Source organism: Arsenophonus endosymbiont of Aleurodicus floccissimus (assembly GCF_900343025.1).
Lineage (GTDB): Bacteria > Pseudomonadota > Gammaproteobacteria > Enterobacterales > Enterobacteriaceae > Arsenophonus.
In genome coordinates this window covers 134271-158747 of sequence record NZ_OUND01000005.1, presented here as the reverse complement: position 1 = coordinate 158747, position 24477 = coordinate 134271, and the positions used below count along the sequence as shown (strand labels likewise).

Annotated in this window: 38 protein-coding genes and 10 pseudogenes; 23 read left to right on the top strand and 25 right to left on the bottom strand. The window is 35.8% G+C overall.

Annotation, left to right across the window (positions count from 1 at the left end; all coding sequences use genetic code 11):
- The first annotated feature begins 74 nt into the window (after positions 1-74).
- From ARADI_RS21925 to ARADI_RS14370, 18 genes and pseudogenes are all read left to right on the top strand, one after another.
- Positions 75-371, top strand: a complete 297-nt coding sequence (locus ARADI_RS21925) for a phage tail tape measure protein (protein ID WP_439647135.1) — start codon at positions 75-77, stop codon at positions 369-371.
- 104 nt (positions 372-475) lie between these two features.
- Entirely contained in the window at positions 476-574 is a 99-nt protein-coding gene (locus tag ARADI_RS21920; RefSeq protein WP_439647134.1) for a hypothetical protein, read from the top strand.
- Positions 575-576: 2 nt separating this feature from the next.
- Positions 577-852 (top strand): phage tail tape measure protein, encoded by a 276-nt coding sequence (locus tag ARADI_RS21915; RefSeq protein WP_439647133.1) that lies wholly within the window; start codon positions 577-579, stop codon positions 850-852.
- 107 nt (positions 853-959) lie between these two features.
- Entirely contained in the window at positions 960-1388 is a 429-nt protein-coding gene (locus ARADI_RS21910) for a hypothetical protein (protein ID WP_439647132.1), read from the top strand.
- A 15-nt stretch (positions 1389-1403) separates the two neighbouring features.
- Positions 1404-1571 (top strand): hypothetical protein, encoded by a 168-nt coding sequence (locus ARADI_RS14420; protein WP_182853282.1) that lies wholly within the window; start codon positions 1404-1406, stop codon positions 1569-1571.
- Positions 1572-1838: 267 nt separating this feature from the next.
- Positions 1839-2075: a hypothetical protein gene (locus tag ARADI_RS14415; RefSeq protein WP_238149501.1), complete on the top strand. Its 237-nt coding sequence runs from the start codon at positions 1839-1841 to the stop codon at positions 2073-2075.
- Between the two features lie 20 nt (positions 2076-2095).
- On the top strand, positions 2096-2347 hold the full coding sequence (locus ARADI_RS14410) for a hypothetical protein (RefSeq protein ID WP_119712473.1): 252 nt from the start codon (positions 2096-2098) through the stop codon (positions 2345-2347).
- A 41-nt stretch (positions 2348-2388) separates the two neighbouring features.
- Positions 2389-3680 (top strand): annotated as a pseudogene (locus ARADI_RS14405) (DNA circularization protein).
- Positions 3677-3802, top strand: a complete 126-nt coding sequence (locus ARADI_RS21345) for a hypothetical protein (RefSeq protein ID WP_369407042.1) — start codon at positions 3677-3679, stop codon at positions 3800-3802. The pseudogene ARADI_RS14405 and the gene ARADI_RS21345 overlap by 4 nt, the downstream one beginning before the upstream one ends.
- Positions 3803-3818: 16 nt before the next feature.
- Positions 3819-4430 (top strand): hypothetical protein, encoded by a 612-nt coding sequence (locus tag ARADI_RS21340; RefSeq protein ID WP_369407041.1) that lies wholly within the window; start codon positions 3819-3821, stop codon positions 4428-4430.
- Positions 4420-4692, top strand: coding sequence for a phage baseplate assembly protein (locus ARADI_RS21335; protein ID WP_369407040.1), 273 nt, complete (start codon positions 4420-4422; stop codon positions 4690-4692). Before ARADI_RS21340 ends, ARADI_RS21335 begins: the two co-directional genes overlap by 11 nt.
- Positions 4693-4859: 167 nt before the next feature.
- Positions 4860-5063 carry a phage baseplate assembly protein gene (locus tag ARADI_RS21330; RefSeq protein ID WP_369407039.1) on the top strand — a complete coding sequence of 68 codons (204 nt, stop codon included), beginning with the start codon at positions 4860-4862 and terminating at the stop codon, positions 5061-5063.
- Between the two features lie 20 nt (positions 5064-5083).
- Positions 5084-5365 carry a hypothetical protein gene (locus ARADI_RS21325; RefSeq protein WP_369407038.1) on the top strand — a complete coding sequence of 94 codons (282 nt, stop codon included), beginning with the start codon at positions 5084-5086 and terminating at the stop codon, positions 5363-5365.
- Positions 5366-5370: 5 nt separating this feature from the next.
- A pseudogene (locus tag ARADI_RS14390) lies at positions 5371-5781 on the top strand (phage GP46 family protein).
- A pseudogene (locus tag ARADI_RS14385) lies at positions 5771-6797 on the top strand (baseplate J/gp47 family protein). The pseudogenes ARADI_RS14390 and ARADI_RS14385 overlap by 11 nt, the downstream one beginning before the upstream one ends.
- 50 nt (positions 6798-6847) lie before the next feature.
- A pseudogene (locus ARADI_RS14380) lies at positions 6848-7422 on the top strand (YmfQ family protein).
- Positions 7409-8359, top strand: coding sequence for a hypothetical protein (locus tag ARADI_RS18930; protein WP_439647139.1), 951 nt, complete (start codon positions 7409-7411; stop codon positions 8357-8359). Before ARADI_RS14380 ends, ARADI_RS18930 begins: the two are co-directional and overlap by 14 nt.
- Positions 8359-8912, top strand: a pseudogene (locus tag ARADI_RS14370) (tail fiber assembly protein). The gene ARADI_RS18930 and the pseudogene ARADI_RS14370 overlap by 1 nt, the downstream one beginning before the upstream one ends.
- Here ARADI_RS14370 and ARADI_RS21905 read toward each other — a convergent pair.
- Together ARADI_RS21905 and ARADI_RS21900 are read right to left on the bottom strand one after the other, a co-directional pair.
- Positions 8832-9002 (bottom strand): hypothetical protein, encoded by a 171-nt coding sequence (locus tag ARADI_RS21905; RefSeq protein ID WP_238149532.1) that lies wholly within the window; start codon positions 9000-9002, stop codon positions 8832-8834. The pseudogene ARADI_RS14370 and the gene ARADI_RS21905 sit on opposite strands and share 81 nt — an antisense overlap.
- A 120-nt stretch (positions 9003-9122) precedes the next feature.
- Positions 9123-9365: pseudogene (locus tag ARADI_RS21900) on the bottom strand (phage tail protein); the annotation flags it as partial.
- A gap of 223 nt (positions 9366-9588) precedes the next feature.
- Here ARADI_RS21900 and ARADI_RS14360 point away from each other — a divergent pair.
- From ARADI_RS14360 to ARADI_RS21310, 4 genes and pseudogenes are all read left to right on the top strand, one after another.
- A pseudogene (locus ARADI_RS14360) lies at positions 9589-10189 on the top strand (recombinase family protein).
- Positions 10190-10710: 521 nt separating this feature from the next.
- A complete protein-coding gene (locus ARADI_RS14355; protein ID WP_119712472.1) occupies positions 10711-10944 on the top strand; it encodes a DUF4224 domain-containing protein in 234 nt (77 codons plus the stop codon).
- A 340-nt stretch (positions 10945-11284) separates the two neighbouring features.
- On the top strand, positions 11285-11821 hold the full coding sequence (locus ARADI_RS21315) for a hypothetical protein (RefSeq protein ID WP_182853281.1): 537 nt from the start codon (positions 11285-11287) through the stop codon (positions 11819-11821).
- Positions 11749-11966, top strand: a pseudogene (locus ARADI_RS21310) (hypothetical protein). Before ARADI_RS21315 ends, ARADI_RS21310 begins: the two are co-directional and overlap by 73 nt.
- A 793-nt stretch (positions 11967-12759) precedes the next feature.
- Here the strand turns inward: ARADI_RS21310 and ARADI_RS14345 are convergent.
- From ARADI_RS14345 to ARADI_RS14310, 8 genes are all read right to left on the bottom strand, one after another.
- Positions 12760-13482: a hypothetical protein gene (locus ARADI_RS14345; RefSeq protein ID WP_182853280.1), complete on the bottom strand. Its 723-nt coding sequence runs from the start codon at positions 13480-13482 to the stop codon at positions 12760-12762.
- Positions 13472-13675, bottom strand: coding sequence for a hypothetical protein (locus tag ARADI_RS14340; protein WP_182853279.1), 204 nt, complete (start codon positions 13673-13675; stop codon positions 13472-13474). Before ARADI_RS14340 ends, ARADI_RS14345 begins: the two co-directional genes overlap by 11 nt.
- A gap of 27 nt (positions 13676-13702) precedes the next feature.
- On the bottom strand, positions 13703-14077 hold the full coding sequence (locus ARADI_RS14335) for a hypothetical protein (protein ID WP_119712470.1): 375 nt from the start codon (positions 14075-14077) through the stop codon (positions 13703-13705).
- Complete coding sequence (locus tag ARADI_RS14330; protein ID WP_119712469.1) at positions 14068-14310, bottom strand: pentapeptide repeat-containing protein; 243 nt, start codon at positions 14308-14310, stop codon at positions 14068-14070. The genes ARADI_RS14335 and ARADI_RS14330 overlap by 10 nt, the downstream gene beginning before the upstream one ends.
- Positions 14311-15026: 716 nt before the next feature.
- Positions 15027-15392, bottom strand: coding sequence for a hypothetical protein (locus ARADI_RS14325; protein WP_119712468.1), 366 nt, complete (start codon positions 15390-15392; stop codon positions 15027-15029).
- Between the two features lie 215 nt (positions 15393-15607).
- Positions 15608-15760: a hypothetical protein gene (locus ARADI_RS14320; RefSeq protein WP_182853278.1), complete on the bottom strand. Its 153-nt coding sequence runs from the start codon at positions 15758-15760 to the stop codon at positions 15608-15610.
- Positions 15761-16224: 464 nt separating this feature from the next.
- Entirely contained in the window at positions 16225-16503 is a 279-nt protein-coding gene (locus ARADI_RS14315) for a helix-turn-helix domain-containing protein (RefSeq protein ID WP_238149498.1), read from the bottom strand.
- Between the two features lie 433 nt (positions 16504-16936).
- Positions 16937-17290 carry a hypothetical protein gene (locus ARADI_RS14310; protein WP_119712466.1) on the bottom strand — a complete coding sequence of 118 codons (354 nt, stop codon included), beginning with the start codon at positions 17288-17290 and terminating at the stop codon, positions 16937-16939.
- 111 nt (positions 17291-17401) lie between these two features.
- Between ARADI_RS14310 and ARADI_RS14305 the strand changes: the two genes are divergently transcribed.
- On the top strand, positions 17402-17617 hold the full coding sequence (locus ARADI_RS14305; RefSeq protein WP_182853276.1) for a hypothetical protein: 216 nt from the start codon (positions 17402-17404) through the stop codon (positions 17615-17617).
- Here ARADI_RS14305 and ARADI_RS14300 read toward each other — a convergent pair.
- From ARADI_RS14300 to ARADI_RS14230, 15 genes and pseudogenes are all read right to left on the bottom strand, one after another.
- On the bottom strand, positions 17605-17829 hold the full coding sequence (locus tag ARADI_RS14300) for a hypothetical protein (protein WP_119712465.1): 225 nt from the start codon (positions 17827-17829) through the stop codon (positions 17605-17607). The genes ARADI_RS14305 and ARADI_RS14300 overlap by 13 nt on opposite strands.
- Before the next feature lie 16 nt (positions 17830-17845).
- Positions 17846-18166 (bottom strand): hypothetical protein, encoded by a 321-nt coding sequence (locus tag ARADI_RS14295; protein WP_119712464.1) that lies wholly within the window; start codon positions 18164-18166, stop codon positions 17846-17848.
- A 28-nt stretch (positions 18167-18194) separates the two neighbouring features.
- A complete protein-coding gene (locus ARADI_RS14290) occupies positions 18195-18413 on the bottom strand; it encodes a hypothetical protein (RefSeq protein ID WP_119712463.1) in 219 nt (72 codons plus the stop codon).
- A gap of 197 nt (positions 18414-18610) precedes the next feature.
- Positions 18611-18982 (bottom strand): OrgA/MxiK family T3SS sorting platform protein, encoded by a 372-nt coding sequence (locus tag ARADI_RS21305; protein ID WP_182853275.1) that lies wholly within the window; start codon positions 18980-18982, stop codon positions 18611-18613.
- A 71-nt stretch (positions 18983-19053) separates the two neighbouring features.
- Positions 19054-19332 (bottom strand): hypothetical protein, encoded by a 279-nt coding sequence (locus ARADI_RS14280; protein ID WP_119712461.1) that lies wholly within the window; start codon positions 19330-19332, stop codon positions 19054-19056.
- Between the two features lie 18 nt (positions 19333-19350).
- Positions 19351-19518: a hypothetical protein gene (locus tag ARADI_RS22180; RefSeq protein WP_500782701.1), complete on the bottom strand. Its 168-nt coding sequence runs from the start codon at positions 19516-19518 to the stop codon at positions 19351-19353.
- 168 nt (positions 19519-19686) lie between these two features.
- The gene (locus ARADI_RS21300; protein WP_182853274.1) at positions 19687-19779 is read right to left on the bottom strand and encodes a lipoprotein; all 93 of its coding nucleotides are present in this window, start codon (positions 19777-19779) and stop codon (positions 19687-19689) included.
- A gap of 1 nt (position 19780) precedes the next feature.
- Positions 19781-20080 (bottom strand): type III secretion system inner rod subunit SctI, encoded by a 300-nt coding sequence (gene sctI / locus ARADI_RS14265; RefSeq protein ID WP_119712459.1) that lies wholly within the window; start codon positions 20078-20080, stop codon positions 19781-19783.
- Positions 20081-20120: 40 nt separating this feature from the next.
- Positions 20121-20237 (bottom strand): EscF/YscF/HrpA family type III secretion system needle major subunit, encoded by a 117-nt coding sequence (locus ARADI_RS18910; RefSeq protein WP_305000210.1) that lies wholly within the window; start codon positions 20235-20237, stop codon positions 20121-20123.
- 46 nt (positions 20238-20283) lie between these two features.
- Entirely contained in the window at positions 20284-20421 is a 138-nt protein-coding gene (locus ARADI_RS18905; protein ID WP_238149497.1) for a hypothetical protein, read from the bottom strand.
- Positions 20422-20434: 13 nt separating this feature from the next.
- A pseudogene (locus tag ARADI_RS21295) lies at positions 20435-20554 on the bottom strand (PrgH/EprH family type III secretion apparatus protein); the annotation flags it as partial.
- A 375-nt stretch (positions 20555-20929) separates the two neighbouring features.
- Positions 20930-21610 (bottom strand): PrgH/EprH family type III secretion apparatus protein, encoded by a 681-nt coding sequence (locus ARADI_RS14250; protein WP_119712458.1) that lies wholly within the window; start codon positions 21608-21610, stop codon positions 20930-20932.
- Positions 21611-21767: 157 nt separating this feature from the next.
- On the bottom strand, positions 21768-21980 hold the full coding sequence (locus tag ARADI_RS21290) for an acyl carrier protein (RefSeq protein ID WP_119712457.1): 213 nt from the start codon (positions 21978-21980) through the stop codon (positions 21768-21770).
- Between the two features lie 1216 nt (positions 21981-23196).
- A pseudogene (locus ARADI_RS14235) lies at positions 23197-23997 on the bottom strand (IpaD/SipD/SspD family type III secretion system needle tip protein).
- A gap of 168 nt (positions 23998-24165) precedes the next feature.
- Positions 24166-24354, bottom strand: coding sequence for a hypothetical protein (locus ARADI_RS14230; protein WP_119712454.1), 189 nt, complete (start codon positions 24352-24354; stop codon positions 24166-24168).
- Positions 24355-24477 lie beyond the last annotated feature (123 nt).

Below are 24477 nucleotides of genomic sequence, written 5' to 3'. Positions count from 1 at the left end.
GCGTGAAATGAAGTCCTTCAAGAAGGAGTTTAGCGCAGGAATGGCGGGGGTGGGCTACATTAGGGGCGGACGTTGTGACTGCAATAGCGGGTCCCATCAAACAGGCGATAGACTTTGAATCGACGATGGCCGATGTCCGTAAGGTGGTTGATTTTGATCCGCCAGAACAATTCAAGCAGATGTCAGAAGATATCTTTAAGCTCTCGACAGAACTGCCAATGGCAGACGATGGCATAGGGCAGATTGTGGCCGCAGGCGGACAGGCGGGGATAGTCAAAAAAGAACTGATGTCCTTCGCAAAATCCGCTGTGAAAATGGGCATCGCCTTTGACCAGACCGCCGAGCAATCCGGGCAGATGATGGCACAGTAGCGTACTGCGTTCCGGTTAACCCAAAATGATGTTGTTAATTTAGCCGATAAATTAATTATCTCGGCAACAAAGGGCCAGCGAATGCGGCCAAGATTTCCGATATTGTGACCCGCATTGGCCCATTGGGTAAAGTGGGCGGTCTCACGTCTGGAGAAATTACGGCACTTGGCGCAACCATTGCCTGGATGGGTGTTGAGAGTTAGATGTGGCGGCAACCGGCATTAAGAACTTTATGTTGGCATTAACTAAAGGAAAATCAGCCACAAAATCGCAAAAAGTAACCCTACACACCTTAAAAATTAGTCCCCAAAAACTGGCCGCACAGATGCAAAAAGATACGAAAGGGGCAATGTTGATGGTGCTGAAAGCACTTGAAAAATTGCCTAAAAAAGATCAGATGGCATTATTAAATGATTTGTTTGGCTCTGAATCCCTTGTGGCAATTGCGCCTCTGCTCACCAATCTTAGGTTATGGAGGTAAACCTCGATAGCGTTGCTGACAAACAAAAGTACGGCGGCTCAATACAGAAGGAGTACGCTAGCCGTGCGGCCACTACCGCAAATGCTATCCAACCGTTTAAAAATTAGATGCATGTTGCCAGCGTGAGTATCGAAAGTATTTTTCTGCCTTCCATTATTGAAGCGACAAAGGAAATCCAACCGTTGATTGAACAATTTCGCACCTGGGTAAAAGCCAATCCAGAACTGATTAAATCCTTCGCCAAGTGGGGGGCTTATCTGCTGGAAACGGCGACAGCGGTAGGTATTATCACCCGTGCTTTCAGGCTTTTTAACAGTGTGATGAAGATGTCTAAGCTAGGTAAGCTGGTCACGTTAATGGTAATAGGCGGTGGACTTATCGTCGACAACTGGGAAACGATCGGCCCGATTGTTAAAGCGGTCTGGCGTGATATTGATGGCGTTATTCAGGCAATAGGCGGTTTGGAAACCGTGCTGGCAGGCATTCTGATTTTTGTTACGACAAAATGGGCTGTCGATATGGTGAAATCGATTTGACATGTCACCCGCGAAATGAAAACATTGGCTAAAAACAGTCCCTCTGGCATCAAGGGAGTACTGGGAAAAGCAGGAATTATTGGTGCTGTTGCGATGGAAGCCGCACCGCTTGTCGAAAAAGGTCTAAATGCCGCATTCGGTGATAATGAATGGTTTCAAAACATCAGAACAGCTCGGGATTAGGGCGAGTTTGGTCGTTCAATGATGGACGACAGTCATTTACTTAAAGATGACAAGGGCAACTGGCAATTTCAGGAAGCCCAAAAAACACCTTGGATTCACTGAGCAAAACTGAACCACGAGACGGTGCAGTCAGGCTGCTCTTTGAAAATACCCTGCCGGGTATGCGTGTCGCCCCCGTAGGCAATACGCTATCCTGGCTGAGTTACGATGTCGGCTATAACCGATTTTCCAGGCAGTAGCAGTAAGCAAAAACAAAGGAGAAGGAATATGAGTTTTTTAACAATAGAAGTTGATAATTACGACAATGGAAATGCGTACGAACCAACGAAAACGATAGGAATTAATTTTGAGTCTATAGGAGAAATAAGTAAAACTGTCAGTTTAGGCATCCCTCAGATATTAATTTTATCAGAAAGAAAATCTTTTAAAACCATCAGGGAGCGTGATGATTATTTTGACTATATAGCCAGCAAGTTAGAAGCCATTGATTTATCAGCAAAATAAAATAACAAGCAGTAACAATTATGAAATTTGTAAGAATAAAATATCGTGAAGATAATAAAACCGAAGATGTGATAGTCAACTTATCAAAAATTCCTTATATTGACAGAACTTTCCTCAATAAACTTAATCCTAATCTTACTTATGACACTTTGTTTTCTGCGCCATGGGGCGGATTTTATCGATTAAAATTTAATAATAAAGCAGATGCCGATAATTATTTTAATTATGTGATGGAAAAACTTCGCGCCGTTGAAATGAAAAATAAGCCCTAGTAATACAATTATATGCTTTGAATTTTAATGCAGAGGTTTAGATGACGGTATGGAAAGATAACCTGCGTCCAGCATCCTTTCGCGGCGTACCGTTTCAGGTAGAAGACGACGAGGCGACATTTGGATGGCGCGTACAGGCGCATGAATATCCCCATCGTGACAAGCAGTATACAGAAGACTTAGGACGAGCAACCAGGCGTTTTAGCATTGGCGCTTATCTGGTCGGTGATAATTTTTTTGAGGCCAGAGATCGACTTATTGCGGCTATCGACACGCCAGGGCCTGGAACGTTGGTGCATCCCTATTACGGTGAAATCGCGGTCTGTATCGATGGTGAAGTGAGAGTGAGCCATAGCGGACGCGAAGGCCGCATGTGCCGCGTCAGTTTTAGCGTGGTCGAAGCCGGTGAATTATCTTTCCCGACTGCCGGTATCGCCACCAGTCACACCCTGATTTCTTCCAGTTCCGCGCTCAATGATCGGATTGAGGTGGTTTTTGCTGATTTAGGGTTAAAAGAATTGGCTGATTTTAGTCAATAATTGGGTGTTAAATCAGGCTAAATCCATGATCAGCCATGTTACCAACGCTTTTGACACTATCGATAGCGGCATTACCGCAGCATCAAGACTACTACACAGTGATATTTCTGTGCTGCTTAAATCTGGCTCATCGGGTAAAGGGTTTGTGGAAGCCATACAGCGGATGTGGCGATCGGGCAGGCGTACTTTTCAGGATGCCGCAACAACCGGCACAGCAAATAAAGACGCTATCCGGTGTGACGCTGGGGCATGATTTAGCGCCACGCGGCGTCTGGAAAAACGACAGGCCAAGTATAATGCGCAGTAATCGTATTGCCGCTTTGTTGCGTACCACGAACATCCATGAGGCGAAGTGGCGATTAACACAACTCCCCCCGCCACGTACTGCTATATTACCGGTTACTCAACGTGAGAAACGTCAGCTACACGTCAATATTTCCCATCCCGCATTACACGCGATTTCTCATACGGCAGGCAGCCACACAAAAGGACTCACGGCGGTCACGTGGGATGCATTGGTCACAGTGCGAGAAACCCTGAATCAGGCTATCGAGCACGAACAGGCGTTGACGCTTGACGATGTGCTGTTACTTGCCTTGTAACAAGTGAAAACCGATGCCAACCCGGATATTGCCACACGACTGGCACAAGTTGAAAAAACGGTGCTACCGGCGCTGGTTCTGGCCGCTAAGTGGTATGACAACGCTGCACGCGAAACCGATATCACCCGCCTAAATGCCGTTAATCATCCTGGTTTTGTACCGGTACAACCATTAAGGGTTCCTGCAAGATGAGCAATCATGTGATATTGCGTGTCAACGGGAGTGAATGGGGAGGGGGGTTGGCACGTGTCCAGATTTCGGCAGGTATAGAACGACTCTCACGCGATTTCAATGTGGGAATTACCCGCCAGTAGCCCGGCGAATCAGGCAGTGTGCCGCTCCAGCCCAGAATATAAAAAAGGTGAACGTGTCGAAGTCCTGATGGGTCAGGATAAAGTCTTAATCGGCTGGATCGAAGCAACCCCGATACGCTATGACGCCAAGAGTATTCAGGTTGGCATCAGTGGCTGGAGTAAGATAGCGGATTTAATCGATTGCGCTGCTAAGAGCATACTTTTTACGGGCAAAACCTTGCACCAGATAGCCTCAGCACTGGCAAAACCCTTTGGCATTAAGGTTATTAGCCAAAAAACCCCAAAAACGGTGCTACAGGCTTTTCAGGCGGATTATGGGGGCTTGTCCATGAAGCTAGGAAGTCAACAGGCGCTCGCCTGGGAGGATGAAGACGGTAATCTGCTAATTGGTACTGTCGGCAATGATCGTGTGACAACGGCGCTGGTGTGGGGAGAAAATATTCTCACCTGTGATACGGAACAGAGTATCCGTGAACGCTTTTCGGAATATCAGGTTGCGGGTCAACGATCGGGTGATGACGACAATTTCGGGGAAGCGACATTAACCGCCATTCGAGCCAAAGCCAAAGATAGCCAGATAACGCGCTATCGTCAGCAGTACATTCAACAATCTGGCAATGCAACCTAGGGCAAGTTGTCGAGCACGTAGCGAATTTGAAGCACAACAACGGGCCGCCAGAACCGAAGAAACCACCTATACCGTACAGGGTGGCGGCAAGGTTGACGGCAGTCTGTGGAAACCTAACCAGCGTGTTATCGTTTTTGACCCCGTGTTATGTTTTAACAATCGGGAACTGGTCATTAGCGAAGTTGTTTATACGCAGGATGAGAGTGGTACGTTACGCGAATTACGTGTTGCACCCGAGGCCGCGTATATTCCGCCGCGTTAAGCGTTAAAGGAAAAAGCAACAGACGATATCGGCGACCTATAGAAATTTTATGATAGTGATGCCAATAGAAATTTTAAAAAATTTTTTAGTTTAACTTATTAATCAGTGAACCAATGCAAAATATTTTTTCTCGTTTGCAGCGAAACCTTGCGCGTCTATGGTCACGAGTGTTAATACAACGTCTGAATAACGCGATCGCTTGCCAACAGGTTGATATATCCATGATGGCGGGCGAAACGAAAACAAGTATGGAGTACCTGGAACCTTACGGTTTTACCTCAACTACAGGTGCAGAAGGGGTTGCGTTATTTCTCGCTGGCGACGGTTCTCACGGCATTGTGATTAACGTTGCTGCCGGTGATATCGGTTAAAAAGTCTCAAAAGCGGTGAGGTGGCCATCTATACAGATGAAGGCGATAGCATCGTGCTCAAACGTGGGCGGTTGATAGAAGCGACCACAGAAACCTTTGTTATCAATGCAAAAAACAAGGTGGTACTCAACACCCAACAAGTAGAAACATCCGGAAAAATTACCGCTGGGCAATCTATCGTTTCACAAGCTGAAATACAGGACAAACCAGGCTCTATGAGTACTATGCGGATGCAGTACAACACCCACAATCGCCAAGGTGATAACGGTGGCGTAACAAGCAAGCCCAATCAACCAATGTAAATAATATGCTGATGAATAAAAAAGTGAATACAGCGTTACCCGATCAGGAACGACTCAAGCGGGCAGTGATGATATCGCTTTTCACCTGGTGACGCGCTGAACCGGATGATGACACGGATACGCCGTTTGGGTGGTGGGGTGATACTTGGCCAACGGTACAAAACGACCGGATTGGCTCTCGATTGCATCTGCTGAAACGCACGACCTTAACCCATCAAACGGCGCAAAGAACGAAGGAATATACCGCTCAAGCGCTCAAGTGGATGACGGAAGACGGTGTAGCGCTTCGGGTTGATATTAAGCTAGTACGCTCAGACATCGATAGATTAATTGCAACTGTCATCCTAACGTTACCTGACCATAACATCAAAACGATGACCATCAACAATTTGTGGAGTGTAATCCATGCAAAATAGCGGTTTTTCGCGCCCGACACTGCCCCAACTGATCGACATCATTCGTGGTGATTTGCTCACGCGATTTAATGAAGATAGCGTGTTGCGCCGTCTCGATGCTGAAGTGTACGCAAGAGTACAGGCTGCCGCCATTCATACTCTATACGGATATATCGATTATTTAGCGCGCAATATCTTGTCGGATTTAGCCGATGAAGACTGGTTGACCCGACACGGTAATATCAAACGTTGTCCACGTAAAGGGTCCACCAAGGCGAGCGGATTTGTTCGTTGGGAGGGTGTACAAAATACCCTGTCAATACCCTCTGACACGGAAATACACCGTGACGATGGGCAAATCTACACCACAACAGCCCCAATAACATCAGCCAATGGTATACTTCGCGTGCCCGTCGTGGCAAAAAGCAGCAGACAAGCCGGCAATTGCGAAGACAGTATCACACTACGTCTGGTAACCCCGATAACAGGACTGTCATCTACCGGCTATGCCGATAGCATTAGGACGGGAACGGATATTGGAGGCTTAGATAACTGGCGACAACGCATCATGGCGCGCTGGTACGATACGCCGCAGAGGGGTGCGGATAGTGATTATGTTCGCTGGGCGAAGGAAGTTTTAGGCATCAGCCGCGCATTGACACATCGACATAAGAACGGTATCGACACGGTTGGGGTGATGGTGAAGAGTGATGATGTCGACCATCCGGCACCCACAGAGGAAATTTTAACCAAAGTCAAAGAGCACATCTTTCCGCTTGCGCCTGTTGCTGGAAGTGGTTTAACCGTCTTCTCCGTCACCGTAAAAACCGTTCCAGTATTGATAGCCTTGTCAACCGACACGCCAGAAATTCGGGCGGCAGTTATTGCTGAAATCAAAGCTTTCTTACAGCGAGAAGGAGAGCCTGGCAGCAAACTTTTTCTTTCAAGACTCGCGGAAGCCATCAGTCTTGCGGCAGGTGAGGTCGCTCATCGGCCTAATTGCGCCAACGGCAGATATTGAATTAACCCATACTTAGGTGCCGGTATTGGGCGAGGTAACGTAGCCAAAATATAAGGAATGAGCGTAATGAGTCAACTCGACGATGAATATACGCAATTGTTGCGAACATTATTACCGCTTGGCCCGGCATAGGATGAAGAAGATCCTCTTATTAAAGGGCTAGCCCCTTCACTGGCACAGGCTCATCAACATGCTGATAGCCTGATGATTGAAATGAATCCGACTCAATCGGTTGAATTAATTAACCTCTACGAAAAATTATGCGGACTGCCGGATAAGTATCTTGCCAATAGAGCGCAAACACGAGAAGAAAGACAGCAAGTCCTTGATGCAAAGGTCAATACAGTGGGTGGCATCAATGCGGCTTTTTTCAAAAAACAGTTGGAAATATTGGGTTATCCCACAGCAACAATAGAACAATTTCACCATCTTGATAGCACACCCGATCCGTCTTGGGGTAACAAGTGGCGCTACTACTGGCGAGTAAATGTTCCTGCTGAAGCTAATGTACGCTGGATTAGTTGTAGCAGTTCTTGCAATGGGGCGATAGTGCCGTAGAGTGCGTTATTGAGCATCAGTGTCCTTCCCATACCCAAGTCATTTTTGCCTACATCAAAGGAGAAAATGATGCATCGCATTGATACCTCTACCGCACAAAAAGATAAATTTGGTCAAGGAAAAAACGGTTTTACCAACGGTGATCCCACTACCGGCACACCGTCAACAAAATTAAATAGTGATATTTATGATGCACTCCAGGAAGAAGTGTGTACTGTGGTTGAGCGTTCAGGTATACGGCTAAACAAAAGCCAGCTTTATCATGCAATACAGAAACTGTCTGAGATAGAAGCGAATAACGCTAAAACAGCGCTAATTGATGGTTCAACTGTCGATTTAAATACGTTAAACAAGCTTGCAAAGGCGCTTGGTAATGACCCGAAATTGGCCGAAACGGTGACACAGCAACTTAGTCAAAAATTAGCAAAAAATCAAAACGGGGCGGACATCCCAGATAAAAACCTTTTTCTAAAAAACCTTGGTTTGTTAGAAACAATGGATTGTGCAAAAAACGCACTGGATAAACGAACCGGCGGAACCATCAATGGCAACCTGCATATGACACAATCCGTGCATATCGGCGATAATGATTCAGGATTACGAGCGAATGGTGACGGCAACGTGGCACTTTATGCTAATAATGTGAAAGTTGGAGAATGGAGTTATAAAAGTCTCCATTGGTTAGGCAATGCTGAAGTTGATGGCACGATCAATACCCATAGCAATATGGTTGTTTCGTGGGTTGGTAGAACCTCTGTTTATCAAGAAAATGGGGATGTTCATGGGCCAATTTGGGGTGGACATCTCAGCGGATGGCTAAATAATACCTTTGTGTGCGATATTCGATTGGGACATATGCAGGAAATTCAGATATGGAAGGGACCTGGCTATCGCGATGAACCCTACTATGTGATTACTGGCGTGTATAACGGTAATGTTGATGCCTATGTAGATTACGTTCAGCGCCGAATCATACAAAAAAACGTTAACGGTAACTGGATAAATGTGCGGTTTATGTAATGAAAAGTATTAAAAACTTTAAGCGATATCATCCTGACTCTGTTGATAAAAAATTACTAGAGCGCTATATTGGTGCGATTATTCTTATCTCGGAAGATGATCAGGACTGGTATGAGTACCAGAAAACTTTTCAGCCAGATACGATGAAAGTTGACTATGAGGCCGACGGAGTGATACGTTCAATGGGCTATGATATCAGCGGCTTCTGTCAGGATGGGTGCAGCATAGCAGAGGTATCCCAATGGCCTAAAGAGGCAGTCCCTAACCGAAAGTGGTGTTTTGTTGATGGTCAAGTCGTCCCGCGGATCTACACAGCAGATGAACTAAGGGAGCAAGCGACTCATAAACGAGATTATCTGCTTGAGCAGGCAGCAAAAATTATCGCATCGTTAGAGGATGCGGTAGACTTCGACATGGCAACAGATCCCGAAAAATCCGCGCTGCTCTGGCCTGGAAAAAATACCGAGTGCTGCTAAACCGTGTGGATATTAGCGTCACGCCAGATATTGAGTGGCCGGGGAAGTACCACATAAAACAGAGTAAAATTGAATGATTCAGCTGCCCTGACAATGTAGTTAAAAGCAATATTGCGAGGACGATTTTCATCAGCAGTAGGGACAACACGATCAGCATCGAAAGACATCACACTTCCCCAATCGTCATGGCGCCCATTGGCAATGTTAACATTATAATTACTGTCTTTTTTAAATGCTCCTTATCCCCCTGCAATGGGTGGCTCTGTTCCGCTTTGTCTCGCATACCCAATGCGTCCAGTGATATTTCGGATGGCATCACCTTGAACGCTTAATATCTTACGTCCATTATCCACTTTTCGCCCTGCATCCCAACCACGGATAAATTCACCACGCAAATCAGGGAGGTTGCCTGATGGATAAGCGAGAGCCAGGAGCGGGTATTTTATCTTATCGAATGGCTCACCGTTGCAGATAAACCAACCCATTGGTGCTCTTTCCGTAGGCCACGGCAGAGGAACACCTACCGGGATTTCGGCACGTAATATTTCCGGTGTAACGGCATGAACATCGCTGGCGGTTAGTTGCACATCCTGAGTCAATGCTTTGCCGTTAATTTTACGAGAATCAGGTGTCGCATTTTTAGCCAGATTTATGGTTTCCAACAAACCAAACTTTAATATAATTCAATATTTGGTTAAACTTTAATCACAATCAACTAGCTCAGGGCTTACAGAGGGGAGGAAAAGATCAAAAATAGCAAAAATAGGCTATATGCGGGTGTTAAAAAATGACCAAAATACCGATTTCAGCAAAAATCTCTCATTTGTGCAAATTGTGAGCAGATTTTTGAGAATAAAATCAGCGGAAAAACAGACCAGAGACCCGGATTAAAACGAGCATTAAATTGCCTGAAATCGAGGGACACTTTGGTAGTCTGGAAGCTGGATAGACTGGGGCGCAGCATTAAACATTTGATTAGTTTAATCTCTAATCTGGAAGATAAAGGCATTCATTTTCATAGTTTGACGGATGCTATTGACACTTCTACGTCCGCAGGCCGTTTTTTCTTCCATGTGATGAGTGCGTTGGCACAAATGGAGCGGGAACTCATTGTTGAACGTACTCAGGCGGGTCTAGTCCTAGTCGCAGCGAGAAGTAGAGGACGTATCGGCGCGCGGGCAGACCTTGCGTATTATCTTCCTCACAGCAACAGCAGGCTAAAAAATTACTTGAGTCCGGCCATAGTAGAAAACAACTTGCATTACTATATGGCGTTTCGTTAGCCACTATCTACAAATATTGTCCAGTTAATCGCATTTCTAAAACGGTCGAAAATACGTCTGATGAAAAATAACAGTGTAATTCCGTTGCACTGATGGAAACAAAAGTAGCTCGCCATTTATCAACTACTTTGGCTGCAAATATACCACACACCAGTATCCACAATATATTTAGCGACCGGAACTACCGCTAAAAATTAGTGGCAGTGAGATACAAAGATGTCAAGTTAAATATATTGGTAGCGACATACTATAGCCAACCGACTTAAAAATGATAACAGATGATGCCCCGATATATGGCAAAACCCGATATATGGCAAAACCCGATATATGGCAAAAAAAGTATAGCTGGCTGTTATTAAAATAATGTCGCTTGGCTATAACTCTCCTCCATTACGTCACCACAAAGCCTATTCCTACAATTCAACATTCCTCGACTGCTCGCCGTCATGACATACGGGCGCAGTGGCTTGATTTTAGCAGAGGTCATTATCGCATATATCACGTTATCCGAGTGGAATCGACGTAACTTAAAACACGAACTGAGGGAAATTCTGCTTGAAACGATAAAAAAAGCGAGGTTTGAAATAACTCTATGAAAAGTGAAAATGATATTATTTCTGACGATGAACTTGAAAAGATAACAGGTTTTCAACTTCCCAACAAACAAGTGGAAAAATTAATTGAGGCTAGAGTATGGTTTGTAAAAAATCGCGATGATAAGCCTCGTACTACATGGTACCACTTTAATCATCCACTTAAGTTTAGGACACCAAATTTAATATCTGAGCCAAATTGGGGAGCAATGAAAAATGGGAAGACCACGTAAAAATCCTGATGACGCGAAACTACCGAAACGCGTATCTCGCAGACGTAGCGCGTTTGAATACAAACATAAAAACGGAGAAACAAAACGCCTTTGCCCGTTAAGCGACAGCTATGCCAAAAGGGGGGGTGGACCGCTTACGAAGAGTATATGAAGAAGATTGAAGGTAATACACATGGTGATACATTTGAAAAACTAATTAATCAATTTTTTGAATCTACTGATTTTAACTCATTGAGTAAACACACAAGAACAGACTATGCAAAGTACGCTACTCGGGTAAAAAAAACCTTTTGGTAAAATGCCCCCTGATGCCATTAAACCTCCGCATATTCGGAAGTACATGGATATACGCGGCGCAACAAGTCGAGTTCAGGCTAATCAGAAAAAAGCATTTTTGTCCCGAGTCTTTAGGTGGGGTTATGAGCGCGGACTAGTGGCTATAAATCCATGCCAATGTGTTCGCCAGTTTAGCAAAAAACCCCGCGAACGTTATATAACCGACGAAGAATACAACGCGCTATACCAAGCCGCTGATATTTTAGGCGAAATAGCAATGGAAATTTCATACTTATTTTGCGCACGCCAAGATGATGTTCTTTCGCTTCGCCGCGAGCAAATTATGAATGAAGGTATTTTTATATGCCAAGGAAAAACGGGGGTAAAGCAGATAAAATCATGGTCGCCCAGACTTCAGGCAGTGGTAAAGCTTGCATCAACACTTTCCGTCCGTGCAGGGATCGTTTCAACTTTTGTACTATACCAATCTGACGGAGGTCGATACACGGATAGTGGATTAAGTAACCAATGGAGAGCCGCGAAAGCCTCAGCCAAAAAAATAATCCGGATCTTAATTTCGATTTCACATTTCACGATTTGAAAGCAAAGGGGATAAGCGATCTGAGCGGCTCGTTACAGGAAAAACAGGTTATATCAGGGCATAAAATATTGGCCAGACGGCGAGGTATGACCGCAAGGTCAAGGTGGTACCGACAGTAGACGGCCAGAATACAAAGTCAAATTAAGCGCTCGAAGTGTTCAGAATATTCATTGCAACTAAGCGCTATCTCTTTGCTATTTTCACTACATTCTTAGGTTTTAGTATTCTGAAATTAGCACATAACCAATTGATTTTATTAAGTCAGGAGGCTGATTGAGAATCCTCGTGTCGGTGGTTCGATTCCGCCTCCGGGCACCACATTCCTAGCACGGTGATTGAAACTGAGAATTTCAATTATTTTTTGAAGCCCTACTCAGCTGTATATTGATTTAATAATTTTACTGCATCTGGACTTATTCCCATAAACTTATCCAGCAAAACATAAGAATTATTAGTTAAAGAAATAAATTCCATTATAAACTCAGCAGAATCATCAGCATTAGTAGTTTTTTTATCTTTACTAACTTATCAATTTTAGAGAATGAATCTTTATCTAATTCACCAATATTTTTTGAACAAATGGGTAGTAATTATTGATTGTGGTATTCACTTTAGAATTAGCTGAGGCAGCTTGATAGCAAAGTTTAACCAAATCATCTAAGTTAGTATGACTAACATATGCTCTCTACTTAATCTTTGCCAAATACATTTTTAAATAACTTTCCAGATTTGGCATTTTTTCTTGTAATGACTGTTGCGAATGCTTGTAAGTTCTGATTAGTCAGCTTCATTGCTGCATTAGCCCACTACCACATTTGTAAACATTGAGGATGGTAGATTAATAAAAACACAGGATGGAGTTTTTTAGCAGTTAAGACCTAAATAAACCTTACCATCCTGCATAAATTTAATTAATTTTCATTAATAAGAAGCATCTTTTAACGCCAGGCCAATGACTGGATCTTTTGCAAAACATAGTTACAGTGCTCTGAAGCATATTTAGTCATCATGTTAGATAAAACAGCAGTACAAGTGAAAATGTTCTCTATTCCTATTTCTAGTAGTCGATTTTTCCAATCATTGAATCTATCCTGACCAATCAGTGTTTGATCCAGATTGTGAGCTTTTTCCATTAAAGAGCATGCATAATACCTGAGCATTAGCGGTGATTCTGACTCGGTTCCAAAAATAGCACTGGATGAATAATGAGTAAAAACGGTAGATAGCGCGAATAGATGCTCGGCTTTTTCTCTATATGTACTTGCTGTTAAATTGTATAAGTTGAGGATCTGGTCATAATTTTGCTTTTTCAAAATGTAGCCCTGTTGAAAATCAATCAAACGAGAAAAAATTTTAGTTAACTCCTGTTGAGCAGAGCTATCTATCAGCTTTGTGCTATAGGCATTAGATTTTATAGCCTCAATGAAAAATTGCTTATATTGGTCACTTAAATCTAAGGCCTCAATTAATTTATTAAACTCTATCTGATTTTCAATATTAATAAAACGTGCAGCAAAAAGGAGAAAATCCTCTTTGTAACATCGGCTCAGATTGTATTCAGTTGGACTCAAACAATTGCCATCCTGAAAAAGTACAATGTAATTCCATTTTGTATCCAAATCGGGGTACAGCATACGAGTAAAGGCATTTTCAGCAACCAATAATACTCTGCCTGGCTTTGTCGGTGATAATAATAGATAATTCATTGCATATATTATCTGCCCAGTTTGCATTGCCTTTAGAATTACCAAAAGTATATTTAATTTGTGGGTGTTGCAGTTGTTGCTGAATTTTAGGTAGTTTTAAATATTTTTCATATAGTTCATTAATTGCCGAATTTTCTACCGCATTCATACCAGGTATTCTGGTGGCTATTATCGTTTAAATAAAAGCACTATTAAGGTGTGCTGAGGCTAGCAAATGTAGATGCTGGGCGAAATAATTGAAAAAGGGCTTAATTAGTTGAGGGTGGGATTTAAAGTTATTCAGTAGTCCCAAGGAAGAGTCTGTTAGACAATTTTCTATCAGTTTATTAATAAAATGATTAATTTCTTGATTATTGATAAAAGGAGGTCTGCCTAAAATTTCTATTAATGGTAACCTGACCTGAAGAAGATTAATGCCAGGAAGGTCAAGAGAATGAATAAGTTGCAAAGCCAGTTTAGTTTTTAATTCACGATATCTATCATCTATGCTATCAATACTGGTTAATAAACTACCCTCTAGATTATGAAAATGATCAAGTATCAAATCCAAAATAGACTCATTCCATTCAATAAATGGATTAATTGTAAGAGTGCGCCAGAAAAATCAACAGCTATGATATCTACTCCCCCCAAATTAGCATCAGCTAGATTAGCATCCCTAAAATTAATTCTAGGCAATAAAGCGCCATCAAAATCAGTTCCTGCTAAGTTAGCACCTGTCAGATTGACATTTATCAAGTTGGCATTGGTTAAGTTAGCTAATTGCAAGTTAGCATTTGTCAATAACGTCGATTATTTCTTTATTATATTTTAGAGGAAATGATCTCTGTAAAGAATAATTAATAAAGCATAATTCTTTTGATATATACTGTCTATTTCTACCAATAAGAATATCATATATTGTAAATTTTTTAGATTTACTAACTGGGTGAGTAGCATCTAAATATCCAAAACCCCGTATTATGATTTTATAATCTACTTTATCTATTAAAGAAAGGGTTTTCACCTGATATTTATTTAAATTAGATAAAAAATAAGTTAAATATTGCCATGAGCTCAGTATTAATTGATTAATATTATTTACTTCTTTTTCTAACTGTTGAAAATTTTTAATAAAGTAATAATGCTCTTTGATATTTTCACACTCTTCTTCCAGATAAAAATTAAACCTAGTTGAAATTTAGCAGGAAACTTTAGTTTAATATAATCTCTTTTTGATAATGGTGAATCAATTTTCTTTATATGTCGTAACATATATTCATAAATTGTTGTTATATCAACTTGAATTCTACCTAGTTCATCTTTATATCTATAAACATAACTTGTTGATATAAGATCATCTAAAGATAATTTACCAAATACATGTGAATCGGTTTCATAAATAGATGCTAAAACAAATATTGCATAAATATTTAATGTTTCAATTTCTGGTTCAATAACAAATTTACCAATGTTAAATTTTTTACTATTCTATCCGATGCGTTAATCATTTCATATAATTATGCTTTTTCTGCGACAGTTTTATTTTGCCAATCTTCTGCATGAAGTCTAATTATATGCTGGATGATATCTTCTCTTTTAAAATGTATAGGTGTTTTTACTATACTTTTTAATTTATTTTCATATAATGCTTCAATCATATTTAAGTAGTGTTCATAAACATATTTATCCATTTGATCAATTAAATTAATTATGTTATCTAATCCATAGATAAACACTTTACTACTATTGTCTGATAGAGAATAATAAAAGTTTTTTTTAATTATATTGTTTAATGTTTGAGTAAATCTAAAAATAGGAATTGTATTTACTGAAAAACCTATAGTACTAAGCTGATGAGCACGATTAGATTTTTCTGCTATCAACAATACCTTACGATAAACTTCAATATCATTTTCAATCTCAACTATTTCATTTTCAATTATTTTATATTTCTATTCATCTGTTTTTAATAACGTTAATTGCTGTCTACAACTGTCTAGTTGTAATGGTTTTATATTAATTTTGTCTTTTACTGTAAGATAATAACTCAACTCAGTTATATTATTTAGATGTTTTATATTATTGTCATCAGCATTAATTAAATTGAGAACATCAACAAGAATTTCGCTTGAAATCGTTTTTTTAATTGAGTATTACGTATATTTTCTGCTCGATGAACACTCATTGCATTCATCATTTCAAAATGAACAGTGATTTCAGGCACTTCCTTTGAGGATATCACTGTTGCCATATTTTCATCTAATCTTTTTTTGCTGATTTATCGTTTTTTAGCTTATTATTATGGTCTGTTTTTAATTTGACAATATTTATATTTGCAACACTACTAAAGGTTGTTTTCATAAATACTCTCTGCTTTATAATATTTTTAAATAATTAATAATAAAAACCAGTAATAACATAAGTAATATTTATTTTTTATTATAGCAAATACGCATCTGAAAATAGAAATAATTTATACAATTCAATTAAATAAAACATAGCATAATACACTAGTATAAATTTAGCTAAAAAAACCAAAAATTCCCCAATTCCTATCTAAGAAATGTGGGCAATAACTATTTATTGGTTATTAAAAATAAAAATACAGATGCAGTTTATTTTTCTATAGGGACGAAGAGGATTCTATTTATAATTTGATCACTATTATCGAAGTTCCTAGTCTTGATATACAGTTTAAAATAAATTAGATACACACTAACGCTTATTTTTAGTTACCATTAAATAATTTCCCATACTATAATAGTCCTCCCAGAAATTAATTCTGGAATTAACAAAATAGCTTTTTATAGCGATATCCAGTACCCTTGAAACTTTGATCAGCCATTTAACATTAATCTTAACTTCTCCTTTCTCATAACGAGAGAGATGTTTTTTGCTTATACCTAATAATACTGACAGATCTGCTGCCGAAATTTGCAATTTTTGTCTTTTTTTTCTTATCATTTGTCCAATATTATAATTTATACAATCCATAATATTCATCATCAAATGAGACATTTAGAGTAATGGTATATTAACTAAAATGTTAATCATAATCATGATGAAAAAATTAATAAATACTAACATTTAACATTTAACATTTAACATTTAACATTTAACATTTAACATTTAACATTTAACATTTAACATTTAACATTTAACATTTAACATTTAACATTTAACATTTAACATTTAACATTTAACATTTAACATTTAACATTTAACATTTAACATTTAACATTTAACATTTAACATTTAACATTTAACATTTAACATTTAACATTTAACATTTAACATTTAACATTTAACATTTAACATTTAACATTTAACATTTAACAAAAATAAAAGACTAACTTATGATAAATAGTTTATTTTTTATTAATAATAATAGCTGATAACAATTGATATCAACAATTAAAATAGTTATTCAAACTTTTTTGAATAAAACATAATCAATATTATATCGTGATATTTTAGTAACTTTATTTCTTAACATATAAATTGGTTGATAATCAGGAGCAGCTCCAATCCGCTCAATTTTGCTACAGAGCATCTTTCTTTGATTTTCTTGCTGCATAAAATTTTTTAAAATATGCCAAAAAGAGTTATATTCGGCTATAGTTAACAAAGCTAAATTTTCAGTCAATAAATCATGATTAACCTTTCTGGCATAAAAAGTATTTATACGATTTGCATCGTAATAAGTATAATTCCTGGCTAATAGATAGAGATAGAGGAAAATACCATTTTTATATTGATTTATTTTTATGTAATCTACCATTCCCTTATACAAAACAATCGGTGTAGATTTATTTAGATTACTTTTTACTTTTTCACATTCTAAATTATTATTTAAATTGCTGCCTGAAAAATTACTCTGATCACGAAATTTATGGCAACCACTGATAATGCAGATAATGCAGATAATGCAGATAATGCAGATAATGCAGATAATGCAGATAATGCAGATAATGCAGATAATGCAGATAATGCAGATAATGCAGATAATGCAGATAATGCAGATAATGCAGATAATGCAGATAATGCAGATAATGCAATAAAAAAACATGATAAGATAAATAAAAATAGTTTTACTTACCATTTATAATCCTTCCTCTTCATCTTCTTGGGATTTATCATATATTTCACGAAGTTGAGTAAAAAAATAATATCAACTCCAGCTTTTTTATTTACCTCTGAGAAATCATTATCATTTGTAGCCATTACATTTTCTCTCAATTTATCATCTAATAATTTAATTTCTATAACAAAGGATGGTGTAATAGATGACACAATATTATCAATTATTGGAATTTTCATACTATTATCCTAAAGGTTAAATGTTATCAATAAGTTGATCAATATTTTTGATCACTTCTTTATAAAAATATTTTTCTTGGATAGATAAATTTATATATTCTAACATAAATTTATGCTCAAGTCTTATCATATTATCTTTATACTTAATAAGAAAATAATTTTCGGAATAATAGTCAAAAATAATATTTTCTTTTTTGAAATCAATACTATTAATAATTTTATATTCTAACTTTTTATATAATTCTGGCTGAATAATAATAAGTTCATCTGTCGCTAAACTAGTATAAAAACTAGCTAAAACAGCTATTAATAAAATAAGAAACCAATTTTTTATCATTTATAATATTAATCAAACTTTGATTAACTTAATTTAGTACTTTTTGCTGCATTACATAATAAATATCATCAGAGTTTTTAAAACAACAGATAATATCATCAATAATTCTTTTTAATCCGGCTTTGTAGCCGATCAAAAATGCTTCTTTGGTTATTCTATCTGACTCTTTGACTGCATTATTAACTATATTATTGGCATCATTCATTGATTTTTCAGCAATTGAACATGCTTTATTATGTTCAGCCAATATCTCTTTTTTAATAAAACATTATCTATTATATTGATATCTTTTTGCATATTGAACAGCTAACTTTAACAAACTAAATTGAGGACTTATTTTTGCAAAATTAAAACCATTATTGTCTATTCGGGGAAATAATATCGCCAATCGCTTTATTACTGTATCTGATAAATAGTCTTGAAATATAAACAGTTCATTTATATCTAATAACCAAAAATCAATATCATAAAAATTATTTTTTTGATAAAAAAATCATCAATAATATTTAATTTACAAAAGTTTATTATATTTTCATCTAATTTTACTATTTTTCCACTGTAAAATAATAGTGAACGATAACGCAAGCAAGCTAACATAAAGGAAACCTGCAACATGCTCTTCCAATTTTCTATAATATATCTTTCAATATAATTTTGATTAAAAGTACTATCAATCAGAAGAGAATAAAAATTTATTACAGCACTATTTAAAATTGATCTACAGATTTTATTATTAAAAATTGTAGGAATAGAAAAGTGATCGCGATGCATCCAAGATATCGGATCATATAAAAAATTAATTGTATTACTAGACATAACCATTTACTTACTACTTCTATCTTTCATAATAAGTTTTTCTTTAATGAAATTTTTTAATGAATTATTACTCATGTCAGTAAAGCGAGTGTTTTTCTATTTTTATTTATCAATAAAAATAGAAAAAAGATGACTAAAATAACAAAAACATTAACAGAAAATAGCCATATTAAACCAGATTTTTCCCTTTGATGACTAGATGTTAATTTTAATCGGTTTATCTGTTCCATTTCTGTGGTAACAACAAAAATATCATCATAGCTTACGCCATTGACGCTATTTTTTAAAAATATTTTTATATCATTAATTAATAGATTTACATCATTAATCGTATCATTATATTTAATCAATGTCGAAACATGATATTTTTATTCTTTTTTGCTTTCAATACTATTCAACTCATAGCTAATATGCACATCGGCAGTTACGATACCTTCAATAGAATTTAAAGATTGCGCTAATTTCTGTTCAATTCCTGAATAGAGACATGCTTTTTCAGCTAACGGCGATGATACTAAGCTATCTGATGGAAACATTTGCGCAATTTCTAATCTTGGTTTACGTGGTAAACTATAACGGTTAATTAAATCTACCGCTGGAATAAAATCTTCTTTTTCGATATAAATAATATAACCCGATTTAGCGCTGTCTTTTTTATATGCATCAATATTATTTTGTTGTAATAAAGCGATAACTTCATTAGCTTAATTTTGATCCAAATTTTTAAGTAGTTCCTGTTCATGACAACCCGTTAATAATAACAGTAGCCAAATTATGCTGAGATAAATTTTTTTCATACTAGGTTTTCAATAATGTTTCAACCGCATTTACTCCTTTACGAACGAACGTTTGTAATAGTGAAATACGTAAACCATAATCTGCGGTTCTTTGCTGAAGATAACCTAAATACTTCGGATCGGAAATATTGATAGGGTTTTCTGCCATATTCAATATTTGATCATATTCCATTTTAGTTTTGTGAGATAACTTAGCAAAACTGGCTATTAAATGATTATCCAGGCCAGTTAAATCATGGGATAAGTTATTAATATCAATAAGATAGTTACTAACAAAAGAATTAAAAATCTTTGTTTTCATAAATCACTCTTAACAGAAATATTTTTCTATAAAATTTAACTCACACATTTCTAATTATATTCATAGACGTCTCTTTAAGTGTTTTTGTTACGTTAGATTGGAGATTACGAGACAAGGTATATTCAGAAAGTAGAGACTGATATTTAGCTAACAGCATGGGATTTGATGGATCTTTAGTTAATTCAATGTAAGGTTGCATCAAGCTATCTATTCATATGAACCATACCTTTATCAAAGCTGGCAGATTTTTCTACCAGATAACCACAAACAGACTGTGTTGTATCAAATTTACCTTCATCATCAGCCGAACCAACTTTGCCACCGCTAGGTGATACAGTCATATAAAACCTCCTGTTAATTTTTATTAAAATAATAATGAAATGGAGAAGTACATATATAATTTTTACTACCATACCTATAAGATTTATCTTGTAACCAGTCACTATTTAACTCAATATTAAAATAAATATAATTCTTTTCCCAGTTTTAAAAAAAATTATCAATAAAAATTTTTATTGATTGTATTTCCTGATCACTTAAGTTATCTAAGATAAAAAAGTAATACTATTTTTAGAGACAATTTTATTATAATTTATTTTTAATTCCATTTTCTGAAATATTTTCAATATATTTATCACTTATCGACTGAAAGACTACATTTCTAACAAATAAAAAATATTTTTTAAATTTATTAATAATATTAGATTTTTCTTTATCCGCTAGGCTTGTCTTTTATTTACTAAGTGATATTACTGGCTGCTCTTCCTTATCCAGTTTAATGGAGTGAAAGTAGGCTGATGGAAAATTTTTTCTTAACCACCAAGAAATAGCTTTTATTTGCTGCTTTCTCTATAATACTTTCACTTGATTATCATCATTACCATTATTCAATAACTTTTTAGCATAATAAACGTAACGTTCATTACTCGCTAACAGATATATAATATTATCCTGACCATAGCTTATGAGATAATGATCTAAATCATTAGACAATAAAACAGAAAGCTTAGATATTTTTCTCTGCTCACTAATAAAATAAAAATAAGCACATAAACCTATAAGTAATAATATCAATAAAAGAAACAGGGTTATGGCTAAATAATTTTTATTAACTGGCAAAACTTTCTCTGCTGTTATATCAATAATAGGGTAACGATAATGCAAAACTTCTGCGTTAAAGTTATCACTCATGTTACGAATAGCAAACGAAAGGTCATTAACATGGTATATTTCATTTAATGCAAAAGTTTTCCGATTATCTATATTTCCACCACTGATTTCTCTAACAATTATATTACCATTACTACTTAATACCTTATTTTCAACAACTATTTCAAAGCTATATTCGCGATCAACACAAGGAATATAAATAAGGTTATTTAGATACAAATTTCCATTATGTATTGCCTCAATAGTGCTATCATTTGTAACCATAAAAACAGCACGAAGACTATCAAGCAAAAATTCACACCCAGCTAGTTTTCCATTCAGGATCCTAAAAACGAGTTGGTTATCTTTATTTATCTCCATACAGTTAATACTTATCTAATTATTACCTTTGACTAAGATATGTTTTTTTATAAAAATCATAACCAGATAATCATCAAATTATAATCATAATTAACGAAAGAAAAAATAAGTCATGTAATATTTACTAATGTAACTACTATATTTTGCTTGAAAATTTTTATATCGATCTTAAAAATTTATATATGTCATCAACAGTTTCTATATTTTCAATATTGTTACTGGTAAATTTTATATGATAATAACTTTCTAGTTCAATAAATAAATCTATTAATATTAAAGAGTCAGCCATGCAATCATATATTAAATGCATTTCTGGTGATATTTCTTTAGTGGATAAATTGAAGTATCTTGCAATAATACTATTCGTCATTTTGTAATCTAAAACATCTATATATTATCTCATTATAAATTATTTAGCTAAAATTTTATTTAATTAAAGTCTATACCATATTAAAATATGGTACTATTTATTAAATTTAATATTTTAAATTTTCATTATAGTTATCAAATAGAATAAACTATCTTATTTATAATAATTAAATTATAGCTATTTTAATTTTCACTAATATGAGTTCATCTTTTATATAATTTGGCAATAACTGTTACCAAATCAAGGATTTTTATTAACATATTGTGACTGAAAATCTAACCGATACTCTAGCTTCCATCCAATAATATTCACATTTTGAAAATCGGGCATCAATGATTCATGCAGAGAACTAGGTGCTGTATCCTCTACAATTTTTTCATATGAACGATAATATATAAAAAATCATAAATTCAATACTAACAATATTATTAAAGCGCATTAAAATATCTTTTTCATTATTTATAGTTAACATTCTTTTATCATAGAAAATATTAAATATTATCGAAAAAGTCGTCCATTTTTTATTTCACGATCAATGATATTTTGTTTAATATCATATCTTTTATAATATGATTATATAATTCTGTTAATGCAAGTTATTTAATATAAGTAGAAAAGATGGTCTATTTTTAGTCTCACTATATTTACTTAATAAATCTTTAGCCATTTTTTGAAATTTAAGCGCTTGTTCTACTTTTTTAGTGGTTGTCCCATCTAATATTGAAGTATCACATTTATATTTTAATATTTTTTTAAAAAAATCACTAAATTCTTCATATGATTTTTTTTGTAAATTTTAGTTAAATCTGATGTTAGTATAAAATTAAATACGGCAAAAAAGAGATAAAGATATTTTTTTGTTCATTTGTTAGTTGGCTAAAAGTATTTTTTTTGAAGCTATCAGGAGAATGAGTAAAAAATACCTGACAACGTTTTTTTAATAGATCGAGTTGATTATCACAACTGATCATTATGGCCTTTTTTGAATCTGGCATGCTATTCTTAGCTTTATACATACGTTCATTGAGAGAAACATTGCCACTGTTATTAATATTACTATTTACATTACAGTTTACTATTACTAACTTTCTGAATCCCTCTAGCATACTGGGTTGATATATCTATAGAATAATTAGTTTTGTCTAGTGGCAGACTAAAATTTGCTGCTAATTTGGTGCTATTAATATAAGATGGATTAGGCATAACTCCTCTCCAATTAAGTAATAAGGAATGATTTATTTGATTCTAGTAATTCCCTAATTATATTGGTCAATATTTTAATGACATTATCGTAAATAGCATTAGCATTTGAGTATTTCTGCGTAACGGTTTGTGAAAGAGTTTGCGCTTCTGTTTTAATTTAGTCAAAACCAGCTTACCAAGCTGCCAAACGTACTGAATTAAAACTAGCATCCGATAAAAATTTTTTTTCACCTTTTTTAGTGCTAACCTTTGAAAAATGGTCGATTAGTTGATCAATAAAGCTAATATCTATTTTAAGATAGAAATTATTACCATCAATAACAATGCATCTTTTGGCATCCAAACCAAGCTGTTTAGCCCATTCAATCGCCTCATCTTGATTTTTTAGACTACCTTTAGCAGGTACCAGCCTTCTATGGCCATATTTACTTTTCAGTTTTGTAATATTATTAATTATCTCATTTGTTTCATCAAATTTAAACTCAACCGTATCTTCATCCGTTTTTATCGCATCTTTAAATGGGGAAAGTATTTCATTGAGTTCTCTTAGCACATCTGCATAAACTTTAGCGCCATCCTGAAAAATTTTTAAATAATGTTTATTAATATTAGTAATACTTTGAAATAAGTGTTTAGGTATTTCCCGGGTTGATTTAACTTTAGAAAAATTAGCATTGTTAAATAATGATTTTTTTGAACCAGGTATATTTTCTTCTTTATATTTATCTATTACGCTACGTATCGTTCTAATTTTTTTGTCAATCTCTTCACTGTTTTCCCCCTCATAATTAAGATTATCAGATAACGATGTCATTATCTGATGTTCTATTTGTTACCCTACACGTAGGGAATTTGACGATAACAACAAACGGTCATTATTATTTATTATTTCTGCTGATTGAACTAATTTATTACTAGCTTCCTCTGCCATGGACTGAATTAATTTTTTATTGTATCCAACCAACTTTTCATTTCGGTTACGCTAACTTTTTAGTTCATTTAATTGGAGTTCTGAATTATCAATAATGGCTTTTTTATTACTCGCCTTAGGAAAATCAATATCAGCATTATCACCGTTATCATCATTTTTATAAAAAATAGGTGCCTTATATATAAAGGGGTTATAAATTTCTATCTCCATTCCTTTACTGATATTGCCTAAAAAACCCAATCAGGGCACTTCATATTAGCCTTAAATTTCAGTAATATTAATCCAGTGCTTTACTTTTTAAATCGAATGTCGTTAACAAATTAACCAATAATAGCTCGACAAGTTTTGACTCTACGTTGGCTT

Excerpts from the sequence above, each read along its gene's own strand:
- ARADI_RS21910 (WP_439647132.1), top strand. The coding sequence starts at position 960 with ATGCATGTTGCCAGCGTGAGTATCGAAAGTATTTTTCTGCCTTCCATT.
- ARADI_RS14420 (WP_182853282.1), top strand. The coding sequence starts at position 1,404 with ATGAAAACATTGGCTAAAAACAGTCCCTCTGGCATCAAGGGAGTACTG.
- ARADI_RS14415 (WP_238149501.1), top strand. The coding sequence starts at position 1,839 with ATGAGTTTTTTAACAATAGAAGTTGATAATTACGACAATGGAAATGCG.
- ARADI_RS14410 (WP_119712473.1), top strand. The coding sequence starts at position 2,096 with ATGAAATTTGTAAGAATAAAATATCGTGAAGATAATAAAACCGAAGAT.
- ARADI_RS21345 (WP_369407042.1), top strand. The coding sequence starts at position 3,677 with ATGAGCAATCATGTGATATTGCGTGTCAACGGGAGTGAATGGGGAGGG.
- ARADI_RS21335 (WP_369407040.1), top strand. The coding sequence starts at position 4,420 with ATGCAACCTAGGGCAAGTTGTCGAGCACGTAGCGAATTTGAAGCACAA.
- ARADI_RS18930 (WP_439647139.1), top strand. The coding sequence starts at position 7,409 with ATGCATCGCATTGATACCTCTACCGCACAAAAAGATAAATTTGGTCAA.
- ARADI_RS21905 (WP_238149532.1), bottom strand. The coding sequence starts at position 9,002 with ATGTCTTTCGATGCTGATCGTGTTGTCCCTACTGCTGATGAAAATCGT.
- ARADI_RS14355 (WP_119712472.1), top strand. The coding sequence starts at position 10,711 with ATGAAAAGTGAAAATGATATTATTTCTGACGATGAACTTGAAAAGATA.
- ARADI_RS21315 (WP_182853281.1), top strand. The coding sequence starts at position 11,285 with ATGGATATACGCGGCGCAACAAGTCGAGTTCAGGCTAATCAGAAAAAA.
- ARADI_RS14340 (WP_182853279.1), bottom strand. The coding sequence starts at position 13,675 with ATGAATGCGGTAGAAAATTCGGCAATTAATGAACTATATGAAAAATAT.
- ARADI_RS14320 (WP_182853278.1), bottom strand. The coding sequence starts at position 15,760 with ATGGCAACAGTGATATCCTCAAAGGAAGTGCCTGAAATCACTGTTCAT.
- ARADI_RS14315 (WP_238149498.1), bottom strand. The coding sequence starts at position 16,503 with ATGGATTGTATAAATTATAATATTGGACAAATGATAAGAAAAAAAAGA.
- ARADI_RS14310 (WP_119712466.1), bottom strand. The coding sequence starts at position 17,290 with ATGGTAGATTACATAAAAATAAATCAATATAAAAATGGTATTTTCCTC.
- ARADI_RS14305 (WP_182853276.1), top strand. The coding sequence starts at position 17,402 with ATGGCAACCACTGATAATGCAGATAATGCAGATAATGCAGATAATGCA.
- ARADI_RS14300 (WP_119712465.1), bottom strand. The coding sequence starts at position 17,829 with ATGAAAATTCCAATAATTGATAATATTGTGTCATCTATTACACCATCC.
- ARADI_RS14295 (WP_119712464.1), bottom strand. The coding sequence starts at position 18,166 with ATGATAAAAAATTGGTTTCTTATTTTATTAATAGCTGTTTTAGCTAGT.
- ARADI_RS21305 (WP_182853275.1), bottom strand. The coding sequence starts at position 18,982 with ATGTCTAGTAATACAATTAATTTTTTATATGATCCGATATCTTGGATG.
- ARADI_RS22180 (WP_500782701.1), bottom strand. The coding sequence starts at position 19,518 with ATGTTTCCATCAGATAGCTTAGTATCATCGCCGTTAGCTGAAAAAGCA.
- ARADI_RS21300 (WP_182853274.1), bottom strand. The coding sequence starts at position 19,779 with ATGAAAAAAATTTATCTCAGCATAATTTGGCTACTGTTATTATTAACG.
- sctI (WP_119712459.1), bottom strand. The coding sequence starts at position 20,080 with ATGAAAACAAAGATTTTTAATTCTTTTGTTAGTAACTATCTTATTGAT.
- ARADI_RS18910 (WP_305000210.1), bottom strand. The coding sequence starts at position 20,237 with ATGCTGTTAGCTAAATATCAGTCTCTACTTTCTGAATATACCTTGTCT.
- ARADI_RS18905 (WP_238149497.1), bottom strand. The coding sequence starts at position 20,421 with ATGACTGTATCACCTAGCGGTGGCAAAGTTGGTTCGGCTGATGATGAA.
- ARADI_RS14250 (WP_119712458.1), bottom strand. The coding sequence starts at position 21,610 with ATGGAGATAAATAAAGATAACCAACTCGTTTTTAGGATCCTGAATGGA.
- ARADI_RS21290 (WP_119712457.1), bottom strand. The coding sequence starts at position 21,980 with ATGACGAATAGTATTATTGCAAGATACTTCAATTTATCCACTAAAGAA.